The organism is Acinetobacter sp. UBA3132, from assembly GCF_002364825.1.
Lineage (GTDB): Bacteria > Pseudomonadota > Gammaproteobacteria > Pseudomonadales > Moraxellaceae > Acinetobacter > Acinetobacter schindleri.
On sequence record NZ_DEZM01000174.1, the window covers coordinates 8,020 to 24,976 of the forward strand.

General features: G+C 43.9%; 21 protein-coding genes. 8 read left to right on the plus strand and 13 right to left on the minus strand.

Annotation, left to right across the window (positions count from 1 at the left end):
• The 3 genes from B4033_RS09280 to B4033_RS09290 form a co-directional block, all read left to right on the plus strand.
• A partial coding sequence (locus B4033_RS09280) for a glutathione peroxidase (protein WP_286833377.1) occupies positions 1 to 481 on the plus strand: 481 nt, incomplete at its 5' end.
• Positions 482 to 694: 213 nt separating this feature from the next.
• Positions 695 to 1,075, plus strand: coding sequence for an RcnB family protein (locus tag B4033_RS09285; RefSeq protein WP_004814264.1), 381 nt, complete (start codon positions 695 to 697; stop codon positions 1,073 to 1,075).
• Between the two features lie 161 nt (positions 1,076 to 1,236).
• Positions 1,237 to 1,845: a hypothetical protein gene (locus tag B4033_RS09290; protein WP_008307278.1), complete on the plus strand. Its 609-nt coding sequence runs from the start codon at positions 1,237 to 1,239 to the stop codon at positions 1,843 to 1,845.
• Positions 1,846 to 1,979: 134 nt separating this feature from the next.
• Here B4033_RS09290 and B4033_RS09295 read toward each other — a convergent pair whose 3' ends face one another.
• From B4033_RS09295 to B4033_RS09345, 11 genes are all read right to left on the minus strand, one after another.
• Positions 1,980 to 3,356 (minus strand): NAD-dependent succinate-semialdehyde dehydrogenase, encoded by a 1,377-nt coding sequence (locus tag B4033_RS09295; RefSeq protein WP_286833379.1) that lies wholly within the window; start codon positions 3,354 to 3,356, stop codon positions 1,980 to 1,982.
• A gap of 335 nt (positions 3,357 to 3,691) precedes the next feature.
• Entirely contained in the window at positions 3,692 to 4,111 is a 420-nt protein-coding gene (locus B4033_RS09300) for a F0F1 ATP synthase subunit epsilon (RefSeq protein ID WP_004814254.1), read from the minus strand.
• A 26-nt stretch (positions 4,112 to 4,137) separates the two neighbouring features.
• The gene (gene atpD / locus B4033_RS09305; protein WP_004895294.1) at positions 4,138 to 5,532 is read right to left on the minus strand and encodes a F0F1 ATP synthase subunit beta; all 1,395 of its coding nucleotides are present in this window, start codon (positions 5,530 to 5,532) and stop codon (positions 4,138 to 4,140) included.
• Between the two features lie 30 nt (positions 5,533 to 5,562).
• Positions 5,563 to 6,432: a F0F1 ATP synthase subunit gamma gene (atpG, locus tag B4033_RS09310; protein WP_004814251.1), complete on the minus strand. Its 870-nt coding sequence runs from the start codon at positions 6,430 to 6,432 to the stop codon at positions 5,563 to 5,565.
• A gap of 87 nt (positions 6,433 to 6,519) precedes the next feature.
• Positions 6,520 to 8,064, minus strand: coding sequence for a F0F1 ATP synthase subunit alpha (gene atpA / locus B4033_RS09315; protein ID WP_286833382.1), 1,545 nt, complete (start codon positions 8,062 to 8,064; stop codon positions 6,520 to 6,522).
• A gap of 43 nt (positions 8,065 to 8,107) precedes the next feature.
• Positions 8,108 to 8,644, minus strand: a complete 537-nt coding sequence (locus B4033_RS09320) for a F0F1 ATP synthase subunit delta (protein WP_004814249.1) — start codon at positions 8,642 to 8,644, stop codon at positions 8,108 to 8,110.
• Between the two features lie 12 nt (positions 8,645 to 8,656).
• On the minus strand, positions 8,657 to 9,127 hold the full coding sequence (locus B4033_RS09325; protein WP_004814248.1) for a F0F1 ATP synthase subunit B: 471 nt from the start codon (positions 9,125 to 9,127) through the stop codon (positions 8,657 to 8,659).
• A gap of 39 nt (positions 9,128 to 9,166) precedes the next feature.
• Positions 9,167 to 9,412, minus strand: a complete 246-nt coding sequence (gene atpE / locus B4033_RS09330; protein WP_000424060.1) for a F0F1 ATP synthase subunit C — start codon at positions 9,410 to 9,412, stop codon at positions 9,167 to 9,169.
• Between the two features lie 83 nt (positions 9,413 to 9,495).
• Positions 9,496 to 10,371, minus strand: a complete 876-nt coding sequence (atpB, locus tag B4033_RS09335) for a F0F1 ATP synthase subunit A (RefSeq protein WP_004814247.1) — start codon at positions 10,369 to 10,371, stop codon at positions 9,496 to 9,498.
• 103 nt (positions 10,372 to 10,474) lie between these two features.
• Positions 10,475 to 10,873, minus strand: a complete 399-nt coding sequence (locus tag B4033_RS09340) for an ATP synthase subunit I (RefSeq protein ID WP_004814246.1) — start codon at positions 10,871 to 10,873, stop codon at positions 10,475 to 10,477.
• Positions 10,874 to 11,046: 173 nt separating this feature from the next.
• Positions 11,047 to 11,883 carry a metal ABC transporter solute-binding protein, Zn/Mn family gene (locus B4033_RS09345; protein ID WP_286833386.1) on the minus strand — a complete coding sequence of 279 codons (837 nt, stop codon included), beginning with the start codon at positions 11,881 to 11,883 and terminating at the stop codon, positions 11,047 to 11,049.
• Positions 11,884 to 12,021: 138 nt separating this feature from the next.
• Between B4033_RS09345 and B4033_RS09350 the strand changes: the two genes are divergently transcribed.
• The 4 genes from B4033_RS09350 to B4033_RS09365 are packed head-to-tail and all read left to right on the plus strand — an operon-like array spanning position 12,022 to position 14,573.
• Positions 12,022 to 12,519: a transcriptional repressor gene (locus B4033_RS09350; protein ID WP_273798337.1), complete on the plus strand. Its 498-nt coding sequence runs from the start codon at positions 12,022 to 12,024 to the stop codon at positions 12,517 to 12,519.
• A complete protein-coding gene (znuC, locus tag B4033_RS09355; RefSeq protein ID WP_286833389.1) occupies positions 12,501 to 13,283 on the plus strand; it encodes a zinc ABC transporter ATP-binding protein ZnuC in 783 nt (260 codons plus the stop codon). The genes B4033_RS09350 and znuC overlap by 19 nt, the downstream gene beginning before the upstream one ends.
• Positions 13,284 to 13,286: 3 nt before the next feature.
• The gene (znuB, locus tag B4033_RS09360) at positions 13,287 to 14,087 is read left to right on the plus strand and encodes a zinc ABC transporter permease subunit ZnuB (protein ID WP_286833391.1); all 801 of its coding nucleotides are present in this window, start codon (positions 13,287 to 13,289) and stop codon (positions 14,085 to 14,087) included.
• 3 nt (positions 14,088 to 14,090) lie between these two features.
• Positions 14,091 to 14,573, plus strand: a complete 483-nt coding sequence (locus tag B4033_RS09365; protein WP_286833392.1) for a DUF523 domain-containing protein — start codon at positions 14,091 to 14,093, stop codon at positions 14,571 to 14,573.
• Positions 14,574 to 14,583: 10 nt separating this feature from the next.
• Here the strand turns inward: B4033_RS09365 and B4033_RS09370 are convergent, their stop codons facing one another.
• Together B4033_RS09370 and B4033_RS09375 are read right to left on the minus strand one after the other, a co-directional pair.
• A complete protein-coding gene (locus B4033_RS09370; RefSeq protein ID WP_004895307.1) occupies positions 14,584 to 14,904 on the minus strand; it encodes a pyrimidine/purine nucleoside phosphorylase in 321 nt (106 codons plus the stop codon).
• A gap of 89 nt (positions 14,905 to 14,993) precedes the next feature.
• Complete coding sequence (locus tag B4033_RS09375; RefSeq protein ID WP_286833395.1) at positions 14,994 to 15,617, minus strand: LysE family transporter; 624 nt, start codon at positions 15,615 to 15,617, stop codon at positions 14,994 to 14,996.
• 158 nt (positions 15,618 to 15,775) lie between these two features.
• On the opposite strand from B4033_RS09375, the gene B4033_RS09380 reads away from it, so the two are divergent.
• Positions 15,776 to 16,696 carry a Dyp-type peroxidase gene (locus B4033_RS09380; RefSeq protein WP_286833396.1) on the plus strand — a complete coding sequence of 307 codons (921 nt, stop codon included), beginning with the start codon at positions 15,776 to 15,778 and terminating at the stop codon, positions 16,694 to 16,696.
• The last annotated feature ends 261 nt before the right edge of the window (positions 16,697 to 16,957 follow it).

Here is a 16,957-nt window from a genome sequence, read left to right on the forward strand (position 1 = left end):
CTATCAGGGCAAAGTTTTGCTCATCGTCAATGTGGCATCTAAATGTGGCCTGACTCCACAATATGAAGGCTTGCAAAAGCTGTATAACGAGAAAAAAGCCGAAGGTCTGGAGATTCTAGGTTTCCCATCAAATGATTTCCTGGCACAGGAGCCAGGCAGCGAGAAGGAAATCCAGGAATTCTGTTCAGTAAACTATCAGGTCGATTTCCCGCTATTTGCCAAGATCCCGGTCGTTGGAGAAGCAAAACATCCTTTATATGCTGCTTTAACCCAAGCGATTCCTGAACGTACCGGTGAAGGCCCATGGTGGAAAGATCTGGTTGATTACGGCCTGACTCCAAACCAGCCACCTGAAGTGCTATGGAATTTTGAAAAATTCCTGGTCAATAAAAATGGTGAAGTAGTGGCTCGCTTTGCACCGGATATTACTGCAGATGATCCACGTATCATCGATGCAATTAATGCCGAATTGGCTAAATAATTTGCAATAGTAATATAAGCATCTCTCATGGTTAGAGATGCTTATATTTTTTAATTAAAAAAAGATATGTATATTAATAAAATCATTCAATTTACTTCTTCTATTTTCCTTCCAGATTTTAATATTTACACTACACTCTCTTCAATTTCAAACACCTCTGCCAGCCTATGATGAGCTCATACACAAACAAACCGCCATAATGAAAGGTGAAGTATGAAAACGCTGGTGAAAGCAATTGTTTTATCGATCTCAACTGCACTGGTTGCTATTCCAGCCATGGCTGCGCCTCAGGATCATCATCAATATAGCAAGTCGCATGCTCAACAACAGCATCATGCTCCTCAGCACCATCAGCTAAACAAACACCCAGCTCAACAGCATAAACAGGGTTATAAAAAAGTTGATCCATCACGTGATTGGCGAGTAGGTCAAAAAGTCCCAAACCAATACCAAAGTAAAATCTATAAAGTGGATCACAGCAAATATAAACGACTCAACAAGCCAGGTAGAAATCAACAATGGATTAAAGTGAATGGCGACTATATTCTGATGAATGTCGTTAACGATAAGGTCATTAAAATTATCGCAGCTTAAACCCTGCTCTCCTCGGTGAAAAAAGAGCGCTTTGGCGCTCTTTTTTTATGCTTGAATAGCTATAGTGAGGCCTTTTTTGTTATTCATTTGCAACTCTCCGCATTTTCTACAAATTTCATCCCTATATTAATGTCTGTAAGCAGTAAATGATGAGCACCCCAATGAAATTTAAGCAAATTCTCCAAAATAGCGTACTACCTTTTGCCCTTTTTGCAGGTGCATTGAGTTTGCTGGGATGTGATCAGGTTTCTGCCCCTGCTTCATATACTGAAAAACCGGAGCAACAGGATGTAGCAGAAGAACAGACAGCAGTATCAGAAAATACTGAAGTACAGCAATCTTCTGCAGACCTTAAAAGTGGCAATATGTTCTACATCGTACGTGATGTGGCCGATTTGCAGTTAAAGGCTGGTGATTACGTGACCCAGCTGAAGCAAACCCAGACTGAACTGGAAACTGCGGTCAGTGAAAAAGATACTTCTCAATTGCAAAGCGCCGCAATGCAATTGCAACAGCAATTAAAAGGCTTTAATCAGACTTTAAGTGGCTTAAACTTGAAAAGTCAGGAAGTTGATCAGGTACGTAGCAACCTGATGAATGCCAACCAGCAAGCATTGGCATCTCCTTTCCTGAATGGCCAGATGGATTTCAGTCAGGTGGATTTCCAGAAGCTGGAAAAACAGATGGGAAATATCCAGTCTGAAATGATCAAGCTGGCCGCAATGATGATTCCTGAGAAACCATCCCAGGCAGCAGAACAGGAAAGTTGATCTCAGTTTTATAGATGACCTAGGCTCCCTGATAAACCAGTCACCAGACTGGTTTATTACTATTAAATATAGATTAATAGAAGAAGCGGTTTAGTAAGCCGCTTCTTTACTGGAAGGATAAGGCAGAAAAGTCATTATTCTTTAGGACTTTTCACGACGACTAAACGTTTTTGGGTGAATTCTCTGAAACCGTCAATCGATAATTCATGCCCATAACCAGAGTTTTTGATACCACCAAATGGCAGCTCTGGTGCGGTATCGGTAAACCAGTTAATCCAGATCATGCCGGTTTCAACTCGTGAAGCCAGTTTTTTGGCACGCTCGATATCTTGAGAATGAATCACACCGCCCAAACCATAATGCGAATCGTTGGCAATCGAAACGATTTCATCTTCATCCTTCGCGACATAAATCTGGGCCACAGGACCAAAGAATTCTTCATACCAGGCCGGATTATCACGGCTGATATTTTCCAGAATTGTCGGCTCATAAAAGTTACCTGCATGCTCGATAGGCTTGCCACCTGTCAGCACAGTAGCACCATGCGCTACCGCCTTATCGACCTGTTTGGTCAGTTTTTCCAGAGCGTCCGCTGATGATAAAGGTGCCAGTGTTGTTTCAAGGTCGAGTGGGTCACCAATTTTCAGTTCCTGAAAAGCTTTCAGCATACCTGCTTTAAATTCATCAGCGATTTTTTCATGCAAAATAAAACGTTTGGCCGCAGTGCAGACTTGGCCTGAGTTATTTATCCGGGCCTGACAGCCAATTTTAATGGCTTTTTCCAGATCAGCATCATCTAGCACAATAAAAACATCATTACCACCAAGTTCCAAGGTGGATTTTTTAATGTATTTACCGGCCTGTTCTGCTACGGCACTTCCGGCACCTTCTGAACCCGTCAAGGCTACACCCTGTACACGCGGATCAGCAATAATCTCTTGAACCTGATCAGAACTGATAAACAGGTTAATCCAGACACCTCTTGGTGCACCTGCTTCCAGCACGAGCTTTTCAAAGGCTTCGGCACATTGCGGCACAATACCAGCATGTTTGACCAGGACCGGATTGCCAATTGCGCAGTTTGGGGCAAAGACACGCATCAACTGATAGAACGGGAAGTTCCATGGTTCAACGGCCATCACAATACCCAGAGGATGATGCTCTACCCATGCTTCGCCGAGTTCGGTTTCATAAGACACCGGAGCTAGAAACTCTTTGGCGTGATCAGCAAAGTATTCGGCAATTTTGGCACAAGATTCAATTTCACCTTCACTCTGTTTAATCAGTTTACCCATATCCAGCGTCATGAGCTTGGCCAGTTCGGTTTTTTGTTCACGTAATTTTTGTGCGACATTTCTCAGCACTTTAATACGTTGATCAATCTGTTGTGGCCAGTCTGACTTGAGTATCTGTTCTGCCTGATCCAGCGCATTTTGTATATGCTCATCTGTATGTGGCGGATAGTCTTTCAATTTTTGATTGGTAAATGGGTTAATAGATTGATATGCCATGACTTTCCCTTTTCTTTAAATTATAAGTTTTGCTTGTTTTTGAACTCGTCAATTCAACTTAAACAAGCTTGCATCTGGGGTAGTCACTTAACTTAGCATTGATTTTTTTATGTTCAGGGAATATTTACAGATTGGTTCAAAACATTACTGAGAAAGGGTAAAAATTATATCGTGTGGTACAAAATATAATTATACGGGTTGGTTAAAAAGCTATTTAACAGATCTAACAAGCGGCTACTTTTTTTACTAGACTTATAAGATAAGTAGATTCAAACTGAATTTTTACAATAAAAAAACCACCCTTTCGGGTGGTTTTTTCAATCTTAAACCAACAATTACATTGCGCGGTTTTTGATTTTGCGGATCGTTTCCAGCTGAGCAGCAGTCTCTGCAAGAGCAGCCAAAGCAGCAGCAGCGTCCAAATCGCCCTTTTGATTTGCTAGCAATTGTTCAGCGTGTTTACGCGCTTCAATAATTGCCGCTTCATCCAAGTTTTCTGCACGGACTGCTGTATCAGCAAGAACCGTAACAACATGCGGTTGAACTTCTAGAACACCACCAGATACATAGATTAATTCTTCTGTACCGTTTTCCAAAATAACGCGGATCGCGCCAGGTTGGAGCAAAGTTACCAGCGGAGCGTGACCAGGCATAATACCTAACTCGCCACCAGCACCTTTAGCAATTAGCATAGTTACAGTGCCTGAGTACAAAGACTCTTGAACACTTACAACGTCACATTGCATAGTCGCCATGAGAATCTCCTAAATTAGGGAACTAATTAAAGTTTCTCAGCTTTAGCAATCACTTCGTCAATACCACCAACCATATAGAACGCTTGTTCTGGGATGTGATCGTATTCACCAGCTAGAAGACCTTTAAAGCCACGAATCGTTTCTTTAAGCGGTACAAGTTTACCAGGAGCACCAGTAAACACTTCAGCTACGTGGAACGGTTGAGAGAAGAAACGTTGGATCTTACGTGCGCGATACACGATAAGTTTGTCTTCTTCTGACAATTCGTCCATACCAAGAATTGCGATAATGTCTTTCAATTCTTTATAACGTTGAAGAACGTTTTGAACTGAACGAGCGATTTCGTAATGTTCTTGGCCAACTACAAGTGGATCTAACTGACGTGAAGTAGAGTCAAGTGGATCGATCGCAGGGTAAATACCTTGAGAAGCGATATCACGGCTCAATACAACAGTTGCGTCCAAGTGAGCGAACGTAGTTGCAGGCGATGGATCTGTTAAGTCATCGGCAGGTACGTATACCGCTTGAATTGACGTAATAGAACCAGACTTAGTAGATGTAATACGTTCTTGAAGAACACCCATCTCTTCTGCAAGTGTAGGCTGGTAACCTACTGCAGATGGCATACGGCCTAGAAGTGCTGATACTTCAGTACCTGCTAGTGTATAACGGTAGATGTTGTCAACGAACAATAGTACGTCACGGCCTTTACCGTTTTCGTCTTTTTGATCACGGAAGTACTCAGCCATAGTCAGACCAGTCAACGCTACACGTAGACGGTTACCTGGTGGCTCGTTCATCTGACCGTAGACCATTGCTACTTTGTCTAGAACGTTAGAGTCTTTCATCTCGTGATAGAAGTCGTTACCTTCACGAGTACGCTCACCAACACCAGCGAACACAGATAAACCTGAGTGCGCTTTCGCGATGTTGTTGATCAACTCCATCATGTTTACAGTTTTACCAACACCGGCACCACCGAACAGACCAACTTTACCACCTTTCGCGAACGGGCATAGTAAGTCAATGACTTTAATACCAGTTTCTAGAAGGTCAGTAGAAGCCGCTTGTTCTGCATAAGAAGGCGCTTGACGGTGAATTGGTAAACGCTCTTCAGTTGCAACTGGACCAGCTTCGTCGATTGGGCGACCAAGAACGTCCATGATACGACCTAGAGTTGCTGTACCTACTGGTACAGAGATCGGAGCGTTAGTGTTAGTTACGTTCAAACCACGCTTAAGGCCTTCAGTAGAACCCATTGCAATAGTACGAACTACGCCATCACCAAGTTGTTGCTGAACTTCTAATGTAGTTTCAGTACCGTCAACTTGGAGAGCGTCATAGATCTTAGGAACGCTGTTACGTTCAAACTCGACGTCGATAACCGCGCCGATGATCTGAATGATACGACCGCTACTCATTGCTGTCTCCTCAATTCAAACTAATATATGTTAAACGGCAGCGGCACCACCAACGATCTCAGAAATTTCCTGAGTAATCGCGGCTTGACGCAGCTTGTTATAAATAAGTTGCAGGTTCTTGATCAAATCACCCGCGTTATCTGTTGCAGCTTTCATTGCAACCATACGAGCAGACTGCTCACACGCGATGTTTTCGATCACACCTTGATACACCACAGACTCGATGTAACGAACCAACAAGCCATTTAAAAGCTCTTCAGCTTCAGGCTCGTAGATATAGTCCCAACCGTATTGACGGTTAAGCGTCTTGTCTTCTTCAGCAGCTGCTAAAGGAACAAGCTGTTCGATCTTTTGGTTTTGAGTCATGGCGTTGACAAAGCCGTTAGATACTAGATAAATACGATCTAACTCGCCTTTATCGTAAGCGTCTAACATCACCTGTACAGAACCAGATAACTGCTCAAGACTCGGAGTGTCGCCCACCTGAGTGGTCGCACCAAGCACTTTACCGCCGTAGTTTTTAAAAAACGAAACCGCTTTTTGACCAATCAAAGCAAATTGAACTTCAATTGACTGCTCTTGTTGCTGTTGAACGTGTTTTACCACTTTCTTGAACAGGTTAATGTTCAAACCACCAGCAAGGCCGCGATCTGAAGACACAATGATATAGCCAACGCGCTTAACAGGACGTTCAACCATATAACGGTGTTTATATTCAGGATTCGCTTGTACCAAATGAGCAATTACACGGTGCATATTTTCGGCATACGGACGGCCTTGAGCCATGCGCTCTTGCGCACGACGCATCTTAGAAGCTGCTACCATCTGCATCGCGCGAGTAATTTTCTGCGTGCTTTTGATACTAGCTACTTTGGCGCGAATTTCTTTTAAATTTGCCATACGCTTAACCTAGTATTCGAAGGCCCTTTCGAGCCCTCGAAGGTTGATTCCGTGAACCAAACCAACACTAATTAGCAAGTTGCTAAATTAGTAAGTTTGAGTCGCTTTGAACTTTTCAATACCCGCTTTGAATTCAGCTTCGATATCTTTGTCCCAAGCACCAGTCTCGTCAACTTTTTGCATAATTGCAGCATGTTCTGAACGGAAGTAAGAAATTAACGCAGCATCAAAGTCTACGATTTTCTTAACTTCTACGTCAGCCATATAGCCTTCGTTAGATGCATAAACTGATACAGCTTGGTCAGCGATTGAGTATGGAGCATATTGTTTTTGCTTCATAAGCTCAGTTACGCGTTGACCGTGTTCAAGCTGTTTACGAGTTGCTTCGTCAAGGTCAGAAGCGAACTGAGCAAACGCTGCCAATTCACGGTACTGTGCAAGTGCAGTACGGATACCACCAGACAATTTCTTGATGACTTTAGTCTGCGCAGAACCACCAACACGAGATACAGAGATACCCGCGTTCACAGCAGGACGAATACCCGCGTTGAACAATGATGTTTCAAGGAAGATCTGACCGTCAGTAATCGAAATTACGTTGGTTGGTACGAATGCAGATACGTCACCTGCTTGAGTTTCAATAATCGGCAATGCAGTTAATGAACCAGTTTGGCCTTTAACTTCACCGTTAGTGAATTTCTCAACGTAGTCAGCAGATACACGAGAAGCACGTTCAAGTAGACGTGAATGTAGATAGAATACGTCACCTGGATAAGCTTCACGACCTGGTGGACGACGAAGAAGCAATGAAATTTGACGGTAAGCAACAGCTTGTTTAGACAAGTCATCATAGATGATCAGAGCGTCTTCACCGCGGTCACGGAAGTATTCGCCCATTGTACAGCCTGAGTACGGAGCAAGGAAAAGCATTGCTGCTGGATCCGCTGCCGCTGCTGCTACAACAGTTGTATACGCCATAGCGCCAGTTTCTTCCAGCTTGCGCACAACGTTAGCGATAGTCGATTGTTTTTGACCAATTGCTACGTATACACATTTAATGCCAGAGTTTTTCTGAGCGATGATCGCATCGATCGCCATAGCTGTTTTACCAGTCTGACGGTCACCAATGATCAACTCACGCTGACCACGGCCTACTGGGATCATTGTATCTACTGATTTATAACCAGTTTGTACAGGTTGATCCACTGATTGACGCCAAATTACGCCTGGTGCTACTTTTTCAACAGCATCAGTCAGTTTTGCATCAATAGGGCCTTTACCATCAATCGGGTTACCCAAAGCGTCTACGACACGGCCAAGAAGTTCAGGACCAACCGGAACTTCTAATACACGACCTGTGCAACGCGCTTTTTGACCTTCTTGAAGGTTTAAGTAGTTACCTAAAACAACGACGCCCACTGAATCCTGTTCTAGGTTCAGTGCCATACCGTATAAGCCGCCGTCGAATTCGATCATTTCACCGTACATTGCATCAGCAAGGCCGTGAATACGCACAATACCGTCGGATACCATAACAATGGTACCTTCGTTTTTAGCGGTCGCGCTGGTGTCCAGATCGCCGATACGCTGTTTAATGAGCGCACTGATCTCGGATGGATTCAGTTGTTGCATTGCGCTATACCTCAATCTTTTTAAAGTTCAGTCTTCTTATTTCTTAAGCAAGAAGACGAGTACGCATTTTTTCAAGCTTATTAAGCGCAGAATCATCTATCACTTGGTCGCCTGCACGAATAACCACACCAGCAATAAGCTCTGGTTTAACTTCTACAGAAACATTTACCGCCGCTTCGAATTTTTTCTCTAATGCGTGAGTAAGGAGTTGTTCCTGTACAGAAGTCAATGGGAATGCTGATTCAATCACAACATCCACAGTATTGTTATTCTGTGATTTGAGCTGTTCATATTCTGCAGCAATTTCAGGAAGCAAAGCCAAACGTGCGTTTTCAGCAAGCATTGTCAAAAAGTTTGACACTGCAGGCGTTTGGTCTTCGCCTAAAACTTTAGCAAAAAGTGTCACCTGCTCAGCAGGTGTCAACTCAGGGCGATTTAGATAAGCTGAAAATGCTTCGTCTTGCACCGCAGCACTGAGCAATTCAAGTGCAGTTGACCAAGAGTCAGCTGTACCTTGCTCAGAAGCGTAAGCAAATGCTGCTTTAGCGTAAGGGCGTGCCAACGTCAAGAGTTCAGCCATAATCCGCCTCTCTTAAAGTTTAGCAGCCAGCTGAGTCAGCATGGCATTGTGAGCTTCTGCGTCAACTTGCTGGCTAAGAATTTTCTCAGCGCCAGCAACTGCAAGAGCAGCCACTTGTTGACGTAATTCTTCGCGAGCAGAATTGATTTCAGTATCAACAGCTTCTTTAGCCTGTTGACGAATACGCTCACCTTCAGCTGACGCTTGAGTACGAGCTTCTTCTACCAATTGCGCTGCACGACGGTTCGCTTGTTCGATCAATTGAGCCGCTTGTGCTTTTGCCGCGTCCAGTTCAGCTTTCACTTGTGCTTGCGCATCTGCAAGGTCAGCCTTCGCTTTTTCAGCAGCATTTAAGCCATCAGCGATTTTACGCTGACGTTCACTAATCGCATTGATTAGTGGTGGCCATACAAACTTCATGCAGAATGCGACGAAAATCGCAAACGCAATCGCTTGGCCAAACAATGTGAGGTTGATATTCATTGCAAATTCCTCAAATAGTGAATTTCGGAATTAAGCTGATTAACCTACAAATGGATTAGCGAAGATGAAGAACAAGCCAATACCAACACCGATCATAGGCACAGCATCAAGAAGACCCGCGATTAAGAACATACGAGTTTGAAGTTGTGGAGCCAATTCTGGTTGACGAGCTACAGCTTCAAGGAAACGGCCGCCTAAAAGACCAAAACCAATCGCAGTACCTAAAGCACCGAAAGCGATCAAGATAGCAGATGCAATTGCAACTAGACCTAAAGTGAGTTCCATGATAATTCCTCAGAGGTTAGGTTTTATACCAAATTAAGTTAAAAAATTGTGCCCAACCATCCCGTGACAGTTAGGCAATACCATTAATGCTTTTCGCTTGCCATGCTCAAGTATACGATAGTCAGCATCATGAAAATGAATGCCTGTAGCGTAATAACAAGAATGTGGAAAATCGCCCAAGGCACAGATAACGCCCACTGGATCCAGAACGGTAATAACGCGATAAGAATGAAGATTAACTCACCCGCATACATGTTACCGAACAGTCGTAGAGCCAATGAAACTGGACGTGCAAGGAAGGTTACCAATTCAAGAATCAAGTTCACTGGAATGAGTAACGCTTTTGCAACTGGGTTACTTGGGTTAAATGGGTTAAGTGCAAGCTCACCAACGAAACCGCCAATGCCTTTCTCACGAATACTGTAGAACAAGATAAGCGCAAATACAGACAATGACATACCAAGGGTAATGTTAGGGTCAGTAGATGGAACGATCTTGAAGTAAACGTGGTGCGGATCAATACCAAGAAGGCTACCAATCACGTGTTGAGCGATATAAGGAATCCAGTCAACAGGGATCAAGTCCATCAAGTTCATGAGGAAAATCCACACGAAGATGGTTAGCGCTAGTGGAGCGATCAAACGCGATTTTCCGTGGAAAGTATCGCGTACACTTGAGTCAACAAACTCGATAATCATTTCGATTGCAGACTGGAACTTGGTAGGAACACCAGAGTTTGCAGCTTTCGCTACGATCCAGAACATGAAACAGAAAAGAATACCAAGGCCGATTGACCAACCCATTGAATCCAAGTGAATAGCAGTGAACCCCATCTGTTGAGCTTCAGCACCATTCTCGGCCAATTTCCATGTACCGTCCGGCATTTTGCCATAGGTCATGTTGGTCAAGTGGTGCTTGATGTACTCGGTCGAAGTAAGGGCATGTTCTTCAGCAGCCATAAATCACACCTGGTCAATGTCAAAAACTAATGAAACTTACGAATATCGCGTGCTGCTTGATATCTCGCTTATTTCTGAAAAAACTTTTCAATTTTTGCTGCGCTTAAACTCGTCTTTGTAGACGTGACACCCAAAACGGAGCGACCCACGACATGGCTTGAACGAGTATAAAACCACAAAACAATGCAACCGGGGATAACGGCTTGACATTGCTTAAAATCAAAATGAATCCAACAATCACAATTGCAAACTTACCGAGCATGCCCCTATACATGTTCGATAGAACTTGTTTGGAAGCTCGCGCGCCCGCAGCACGAAACGACTGCCAGCTAAAGTAGCAGGTCGCCAGCCAACATACGAATGCACCCAAGGCTGCACTCAAGGCTGCGGTTGTGTCCTTCAGAACCCAACCTAACAACGCTGAAACGGGTATCATTACTGCTTGCAAGATGACCAAAGCTTTCGCTAATCGTCGGTCAATCAAGCGACTAGTTCGGCTCATTATTTATTCACTCACAGCAATCATGCTTGACAAGTTTAGCTGATGATTATTTTTAATCGCAGGCATTATAGAGTTACACCCCTTAACATGCAATCTTTTCCCGAGCTTAGCTTCGAAAAATTCGATGGTTCAATCGTTTCTAAACTAAGCAAAACTCGATCACTTTTTAATCATTATCGAGAATTTAGCACACATTTGTTCGTTTGATCAGCTAATTGTTGCCAGCCTTGGATAAAGTCCCCTGCCCCATTCATGCTTTCGTCTACATGCTGGAAAACTACCGGGTTCAGTTTTCTGTACTGATTGGCATTGGCATGTCCCTCAGCCAGCAGACACATTTTGGTCTGTGCGCGGGTATCCTGCAGGTACTTGATCTGTGCAACCGTTGGTGACACATGCGGATCATCGGTGAGTGCACCCATAAACTTCAGGTTTAGCGGACGCTCTAGATATTGATAGGCATCATGATATGACCAATAGGGGCGTGGCTTAGAAGTTGAACTATAACGTTGTGCTGTCGTTAGCATATTTTGTGCAAAAGCACGTGCATTTTTCCAGTAAGTTTCACGGTACTGTGGCATTTGCTGTGAACGCAGCGCAGCAATAAAGAAACCGATGCGAACTGCATTATTTGGGTCCAGCCAGACATGTGTATCAACCGTATTTTTTAAGGCTTCACCACGCGGATTACGCATTGGCAAAGGATTAATAATGCTGGAATCCAGAATTGCGATACTTTTATTACTTTCTTCGAGTACTTTTGCTAAAGGCGCTTCATGGGCCTGTCCCAGCCAGATCACCAGCCCCGCATCCTGAATGGTTTTACGGTGTGCCGGGGTCAGGCTGACATCATGTCCAGTCTGATTGGCCAATAATAAGGTTGGCTGCTCTACCCCGTGGGTAATTTTTTTGGCAATCAGGTAAATCGGATGCGTAGATACCACCAGACTTTGTGACCAACTTAAGGTACTCAATAAAGCCAGGGCACAGAACGCAAAGAAACGGGACATGGGAGAAAATCGCGGTAAAAACACTAAGTGTTATAATATAACAAATTTGCAAAAATACCTATGCCCAATCGAAACTGACAACGCTTCATGATAAGATTTAAAATTCTTTTAATTTCAGTTTCGCACTTGAGGTGAACTATGGGTTCCTGTTCGCACGAACACCACAACGCATTGCACGGCGTACACGATCATCCGAACGTGGCACAACGCCTGGCTGAAGCGGAAAGCCTTTGTGCAGCAACTGGTGCACGACTTACGCCCTTGCGTAAGGAAGTCCTCGAACTGATTTTAAATGCTTCAGGTCCCATGGGCGCCTATGACCTGCTGGCCAAGATTAAAAATAATAGTGATCGTCCTGCGGCACCACCCACAGTATATCGCACGCTCGACTTTTTATTAGAAAAAGGTTTTATTCACCGTCTGACTTCTATTAATGCCTATATTCCATGCTGTCATCCACGTGAAGGGCACCAAGCAGCTTTCCTGATTTGTACTGAATGTAAAGCCGTAAAAGAAGCATCTGCACAAGGATTACTGGATCAGCTCGACGCATTGGCAAGCTCAGATGATTTTAGTGCCCATCACAGTATCATTGAGATTTCAGGAATCTGTCAGCAGTGTCGCAACAAAACCTAACTCCCGTACCGCTGATTCAACTTTCTAAAATTTGGGTCAATATCGATGAGCGGGACATCTTAAAAGCCATTGACTTCTCTTTGCAGGAGAAAGAGATTGTCACACTCATTGGTCCAAATGGTGCCGGCAAGTCGACTTTAATTAAAGTTATGCTCGGAATTGTGAAACCGCAATCCGGTGAGATTAATACGGCGCGCAAGCTGAAATTTTCTTATGTGCCACAAAAATTCAATCCTTCACATAGCTTGCCGCTACGGGTAAAAGACTTATTGGCTCTCGAGAAATGCCCTTCAGCTATTAAAGCTGAAATCATCCGTGATACCGGTATTGCCAAGCTGGAAAACTCCAAAGTTCAACAGCTTTCTGGCGGTGAGCGACAACGTGTATTATTAGCACGCGCTTTACTACGCCAGCCGGATATCCTGGTTCTAGATGAACCCATGCAAGGTCTGGATATCCAATCTGAAGCCGAGCTGTATGAATATGTGCGTAGCCTGCCAGAAAAATATGGCTGTGCCATTTTAATGGTCTCGCATGACCTGCAATGGGTGATGCAAGGCACGCATCGTGTGGTTTGTCTGAATAAACATATTTGCTGTAGCGGGTTACCGGAAAGTGTGCAGCAACATCCAGAATATCAGGCGATCTTTGGCACCAATCGGGTGTTCTACCAGCATCATCATGATCACTGTGCCCATGGCGACTCTGCAACACCCTGTCAGCACGATACACGACCGCATATTCACCCCGAGCCGGAAGCTTAAGCCATGATGGACTGGTTACAACTGCTTTTACCCGCATGGATCATGGGAACACTATTGGTATTTCTGACTGCTCCGCTGGGCTGTCTGATGCTGTGGCGTCGTATGTCTTTCTTTGCTGATACCATGGCACATGGCACTTTATTGGGTGTTGCCATTGCTGGTGCCATGAGTCTACCGCTGTGGATGGGTGTGACCTTTATTGCCCTGTTGCTGGTGGCTATTTTATGGGTGCTGTATGATCCTCGCTTACCGAACGATGCTTTGCTTGCCCTCTGCTCAGCCACCCTGCTCTGCTCAGGCTTATTGTTCATTCAGCATTTACCGGGTTTAAGACCAGAACTGCTGAGTTATCTGTTCGGTGATTTGCTGACGATTTCCTGGAATGATTTACCCACTTTTGCTGTGGTGATTATTGTTGCACTGGCTGTGATTTATAAAAGCTGGCAGGCACAGATCCAAATTGCCATTGATCCTGATATGGCGATCAGCGAAGGTGTGAATGCCAACTTACAACGCCTGATCTTTATGTTGTTACTGGCCTTATTCACCGTATTGGCACTTCGAGCAGTAGGTTCACTTCTAATGGGAGCCCTACTGGTTATTCCGGCACTAACGGCTCGCTTACTGGCAAACTCACCAAGACAAATGGTGATCTGGGCCTTCGTGATTGCTCAGATTGGGGTAACGGTTGGTCTCTGGTCAAGTGCAGGTCTCAACACTTCGACAGGTCTAACCATTGTCCTGACCATGTCAGTGCTTTTCGCCCTGATCTTCTGTATACAGAAGTTTAAGAAACTGAGTTAAGTCATGCAGAGTAAACGCTATTTGATTAGTGCCTGTTTGCTCGGTCATAAAGTCCGTTACAATGGACAGGATTGTCTGCTCAAGGAACTGTTGCAACATCTGCTACCTGACCAATATGTCAGTCTCTGCCCTGAAGTCAGTGGTGGCTTAGCCATCCCCCGCCCCCCTGCCGAGATTCAATCTGGGAATGGTCACGATATACTGCTACGCCACGCTCATGTTGTCGATATAAATGGTACAGATATTTCAGAGACTTTTATTCAAGGCGCCTATGCTGCTTTAGATCTTGCCCGAAGATTTCAAGTGACACATGCCATCCTCAAAGCCAATAGCCCATCTTGTGGCAGTGACCTGATTTATGATGGATCATTTACTGGAACAAAAATTCAAGGCCAAGGCGTCACTGCTGCCCTGTTGCAACAACACGGCATCATTGTGATGACCGAACAAGATTTTTTGAAACAGCTAAAAGTTCGACCTGAGTAAGCTCACCCCCCTATTCAAAATGGCAAACATAATCCACAACTTCCCGGCATAACAGTTTAAACCGACTATGTTTAGGTACATAGAAAGATTGCCCTGGTACATAACGCTGATAATGCGCATCCTCACCGATCTGCACCAGACATTCACCGGAAATAATTTCCAGACGTTCTGCCACAGCAGTTTCAAACACGATCGGCTGTTCTGTCGGCAGGAACACACCTAAAGTTTTTTGAGTGCCATCCGGCAACTGAATGCAATGACTGATACAACAGCCATATTCGTGGATGGTTGGTTTTTTAATAATAGACACGCAGTCGAATTGACCAGACATAGGAATACCTCTTTTATTATTTTTATGTTTTGTATTCAAAAGCTAGCGACATCACATTGTTTTTATTTTTGCGTGATGCGCCTTTATGTTTAAGCCTGATGCACCAAACTGAGCAAGGTTGCAGCGCAGGCAAACAGCACGGCAAAGCTGCGATTTAATATTTTTTGTTGCTTTGCTGATGTCAATAATCTTAAAACTTTCGATGCCAATCCGGTATAACCCGCCATCACAATCAGATCAATGGTGACCATGGTTGCTGCCATAATCACGTACTGAATCCACTGAGGTTTGGACAGATCCAGAAACTGTGGCAACACCGCAAGCAGGAACACAATCGCCTTTGGATTACTCATATTCACAAGAAAACCATACAGCACCAACTTCCCCGCTGACTTACGGGTTAATTCATGCTGAATCTCAATCGACTGCATCGGCGCAGTCCACTGTAAATACGCCAGATAAAGCAAGTAGCCCACGCCAAACCATTTCACCAGCAGAAATGCCCAAGGTGATGTCGCAAACAGTACCCCTGCCCCGGCAGCGACAATAGCGATTTGAACCAGCAAGGCCAGCTGCAAGCCTAAAGCATTCCAGTAGCCATGTCGAAAACCGTAATTCAGGCCACTCGACATCGAAGCAATGGCGCCCGCACCCGGGGAAATGCTAATCACCCAACAGGCCAGCATGTAGGCAAACCAAACTTGATAGGACATGAATCTGCTCGATAGAAAACTTGAAACGTATTATATGACTTTTCAAATATATTCAGATCAAAATCTCGCTAAAATTTAATCTGAATACTATTCACCCTGTATGGCTTCAGGCACAATAGTTCGATTAAATACAGGAACTTTTATTACAGGAGCCATGAATGACAGCCCAATCTGTAATTTTGCCATTACCTTCAGATCATGCTCGCTTTATTGTTTTACGTCTTAAAGATCTCAGCATTGAAGATTTTAAAGAGCAATTAGAACAATTATTTACGACACGTGATCGTCTGATTACTCAACATCCTAATGCGCAAATTAAAACAGGCGTGGCTTTTGGTCCTGAACTGTGGGCAAAACTTTATCACCAAGCTCCAGTAGGCTTTAAACAACTCGAGCCGATTCAAGGTTTGTTTGATATGCCTGTTGTTCCTGCGGATGTACTGATTCATATTGCTAGCGCACGTGCTGATATCTGCTTTGCTTTAAGTCAGGCTTTCTTTGAAGGAATTCGCGATCAAGTTGAAGTGCTGGATGAACGTGTCTGCTTCCGCTATTTTGATGGACGTGATATTACCGGCTTCATCGATGGTACTGAAAACCCGCAATTCCCGGATGATCGTGCTGAAGTCGCTTTAGTCGGTGAAGATGCCGGTATTTTCCAGGATGGTTCATTTATTTTTGCACAGCGTTATGCGCATAATCTGGAAAAATGGAAAAAGCTAAAAGTTGATGCCCAAGAGCAAGTGATGGGTCGTACCAAGCTTGAATCAATTGAGCTCGATGATGATGTAAAACCTGCCAATGCACACGTTGCTCGTACAGTAGTTGAAGACGAGGAAGGTGAAGAAATGGAAATTTTACGTCATTCCCTGCCTTATGGTGATGGTCGTGGTGACCAAGGCCTGTTCTTCATTGCCTACACCAAAGATTTAAACATTATTGATGTCATGTTAGAGCGTATGTTCGGTACGTCTGGCGATGGAATCCATGACCGCTTGCTCCACTTCGTGACTCCAATGGATGGTGCGTATTACTTTGCGCCGAGTGAAGAGTTGCTGGAAGAGGTTTTGGAAGGGTAATTTTTAAAAAAAGCAGTTAGGTTTAGCTGCTTTTTTGAATTCACTCATTAACATTAGTTCAAACATAAACATATATTTCAAATCAAAAAGATATTATTTTTGACGCGAAATTTTATCCACATTGTGCACGTGTATTTTTATTCATTTTTTTCAAATATTTTTTAAAGTCATTCTGTAATTCATTTTCAGTTTCAGAGTCATCTAGTAGCTCATCATATTTAACTTTTGTAGACTTTTTCGTTGCTTCTTTATCTAAGATCG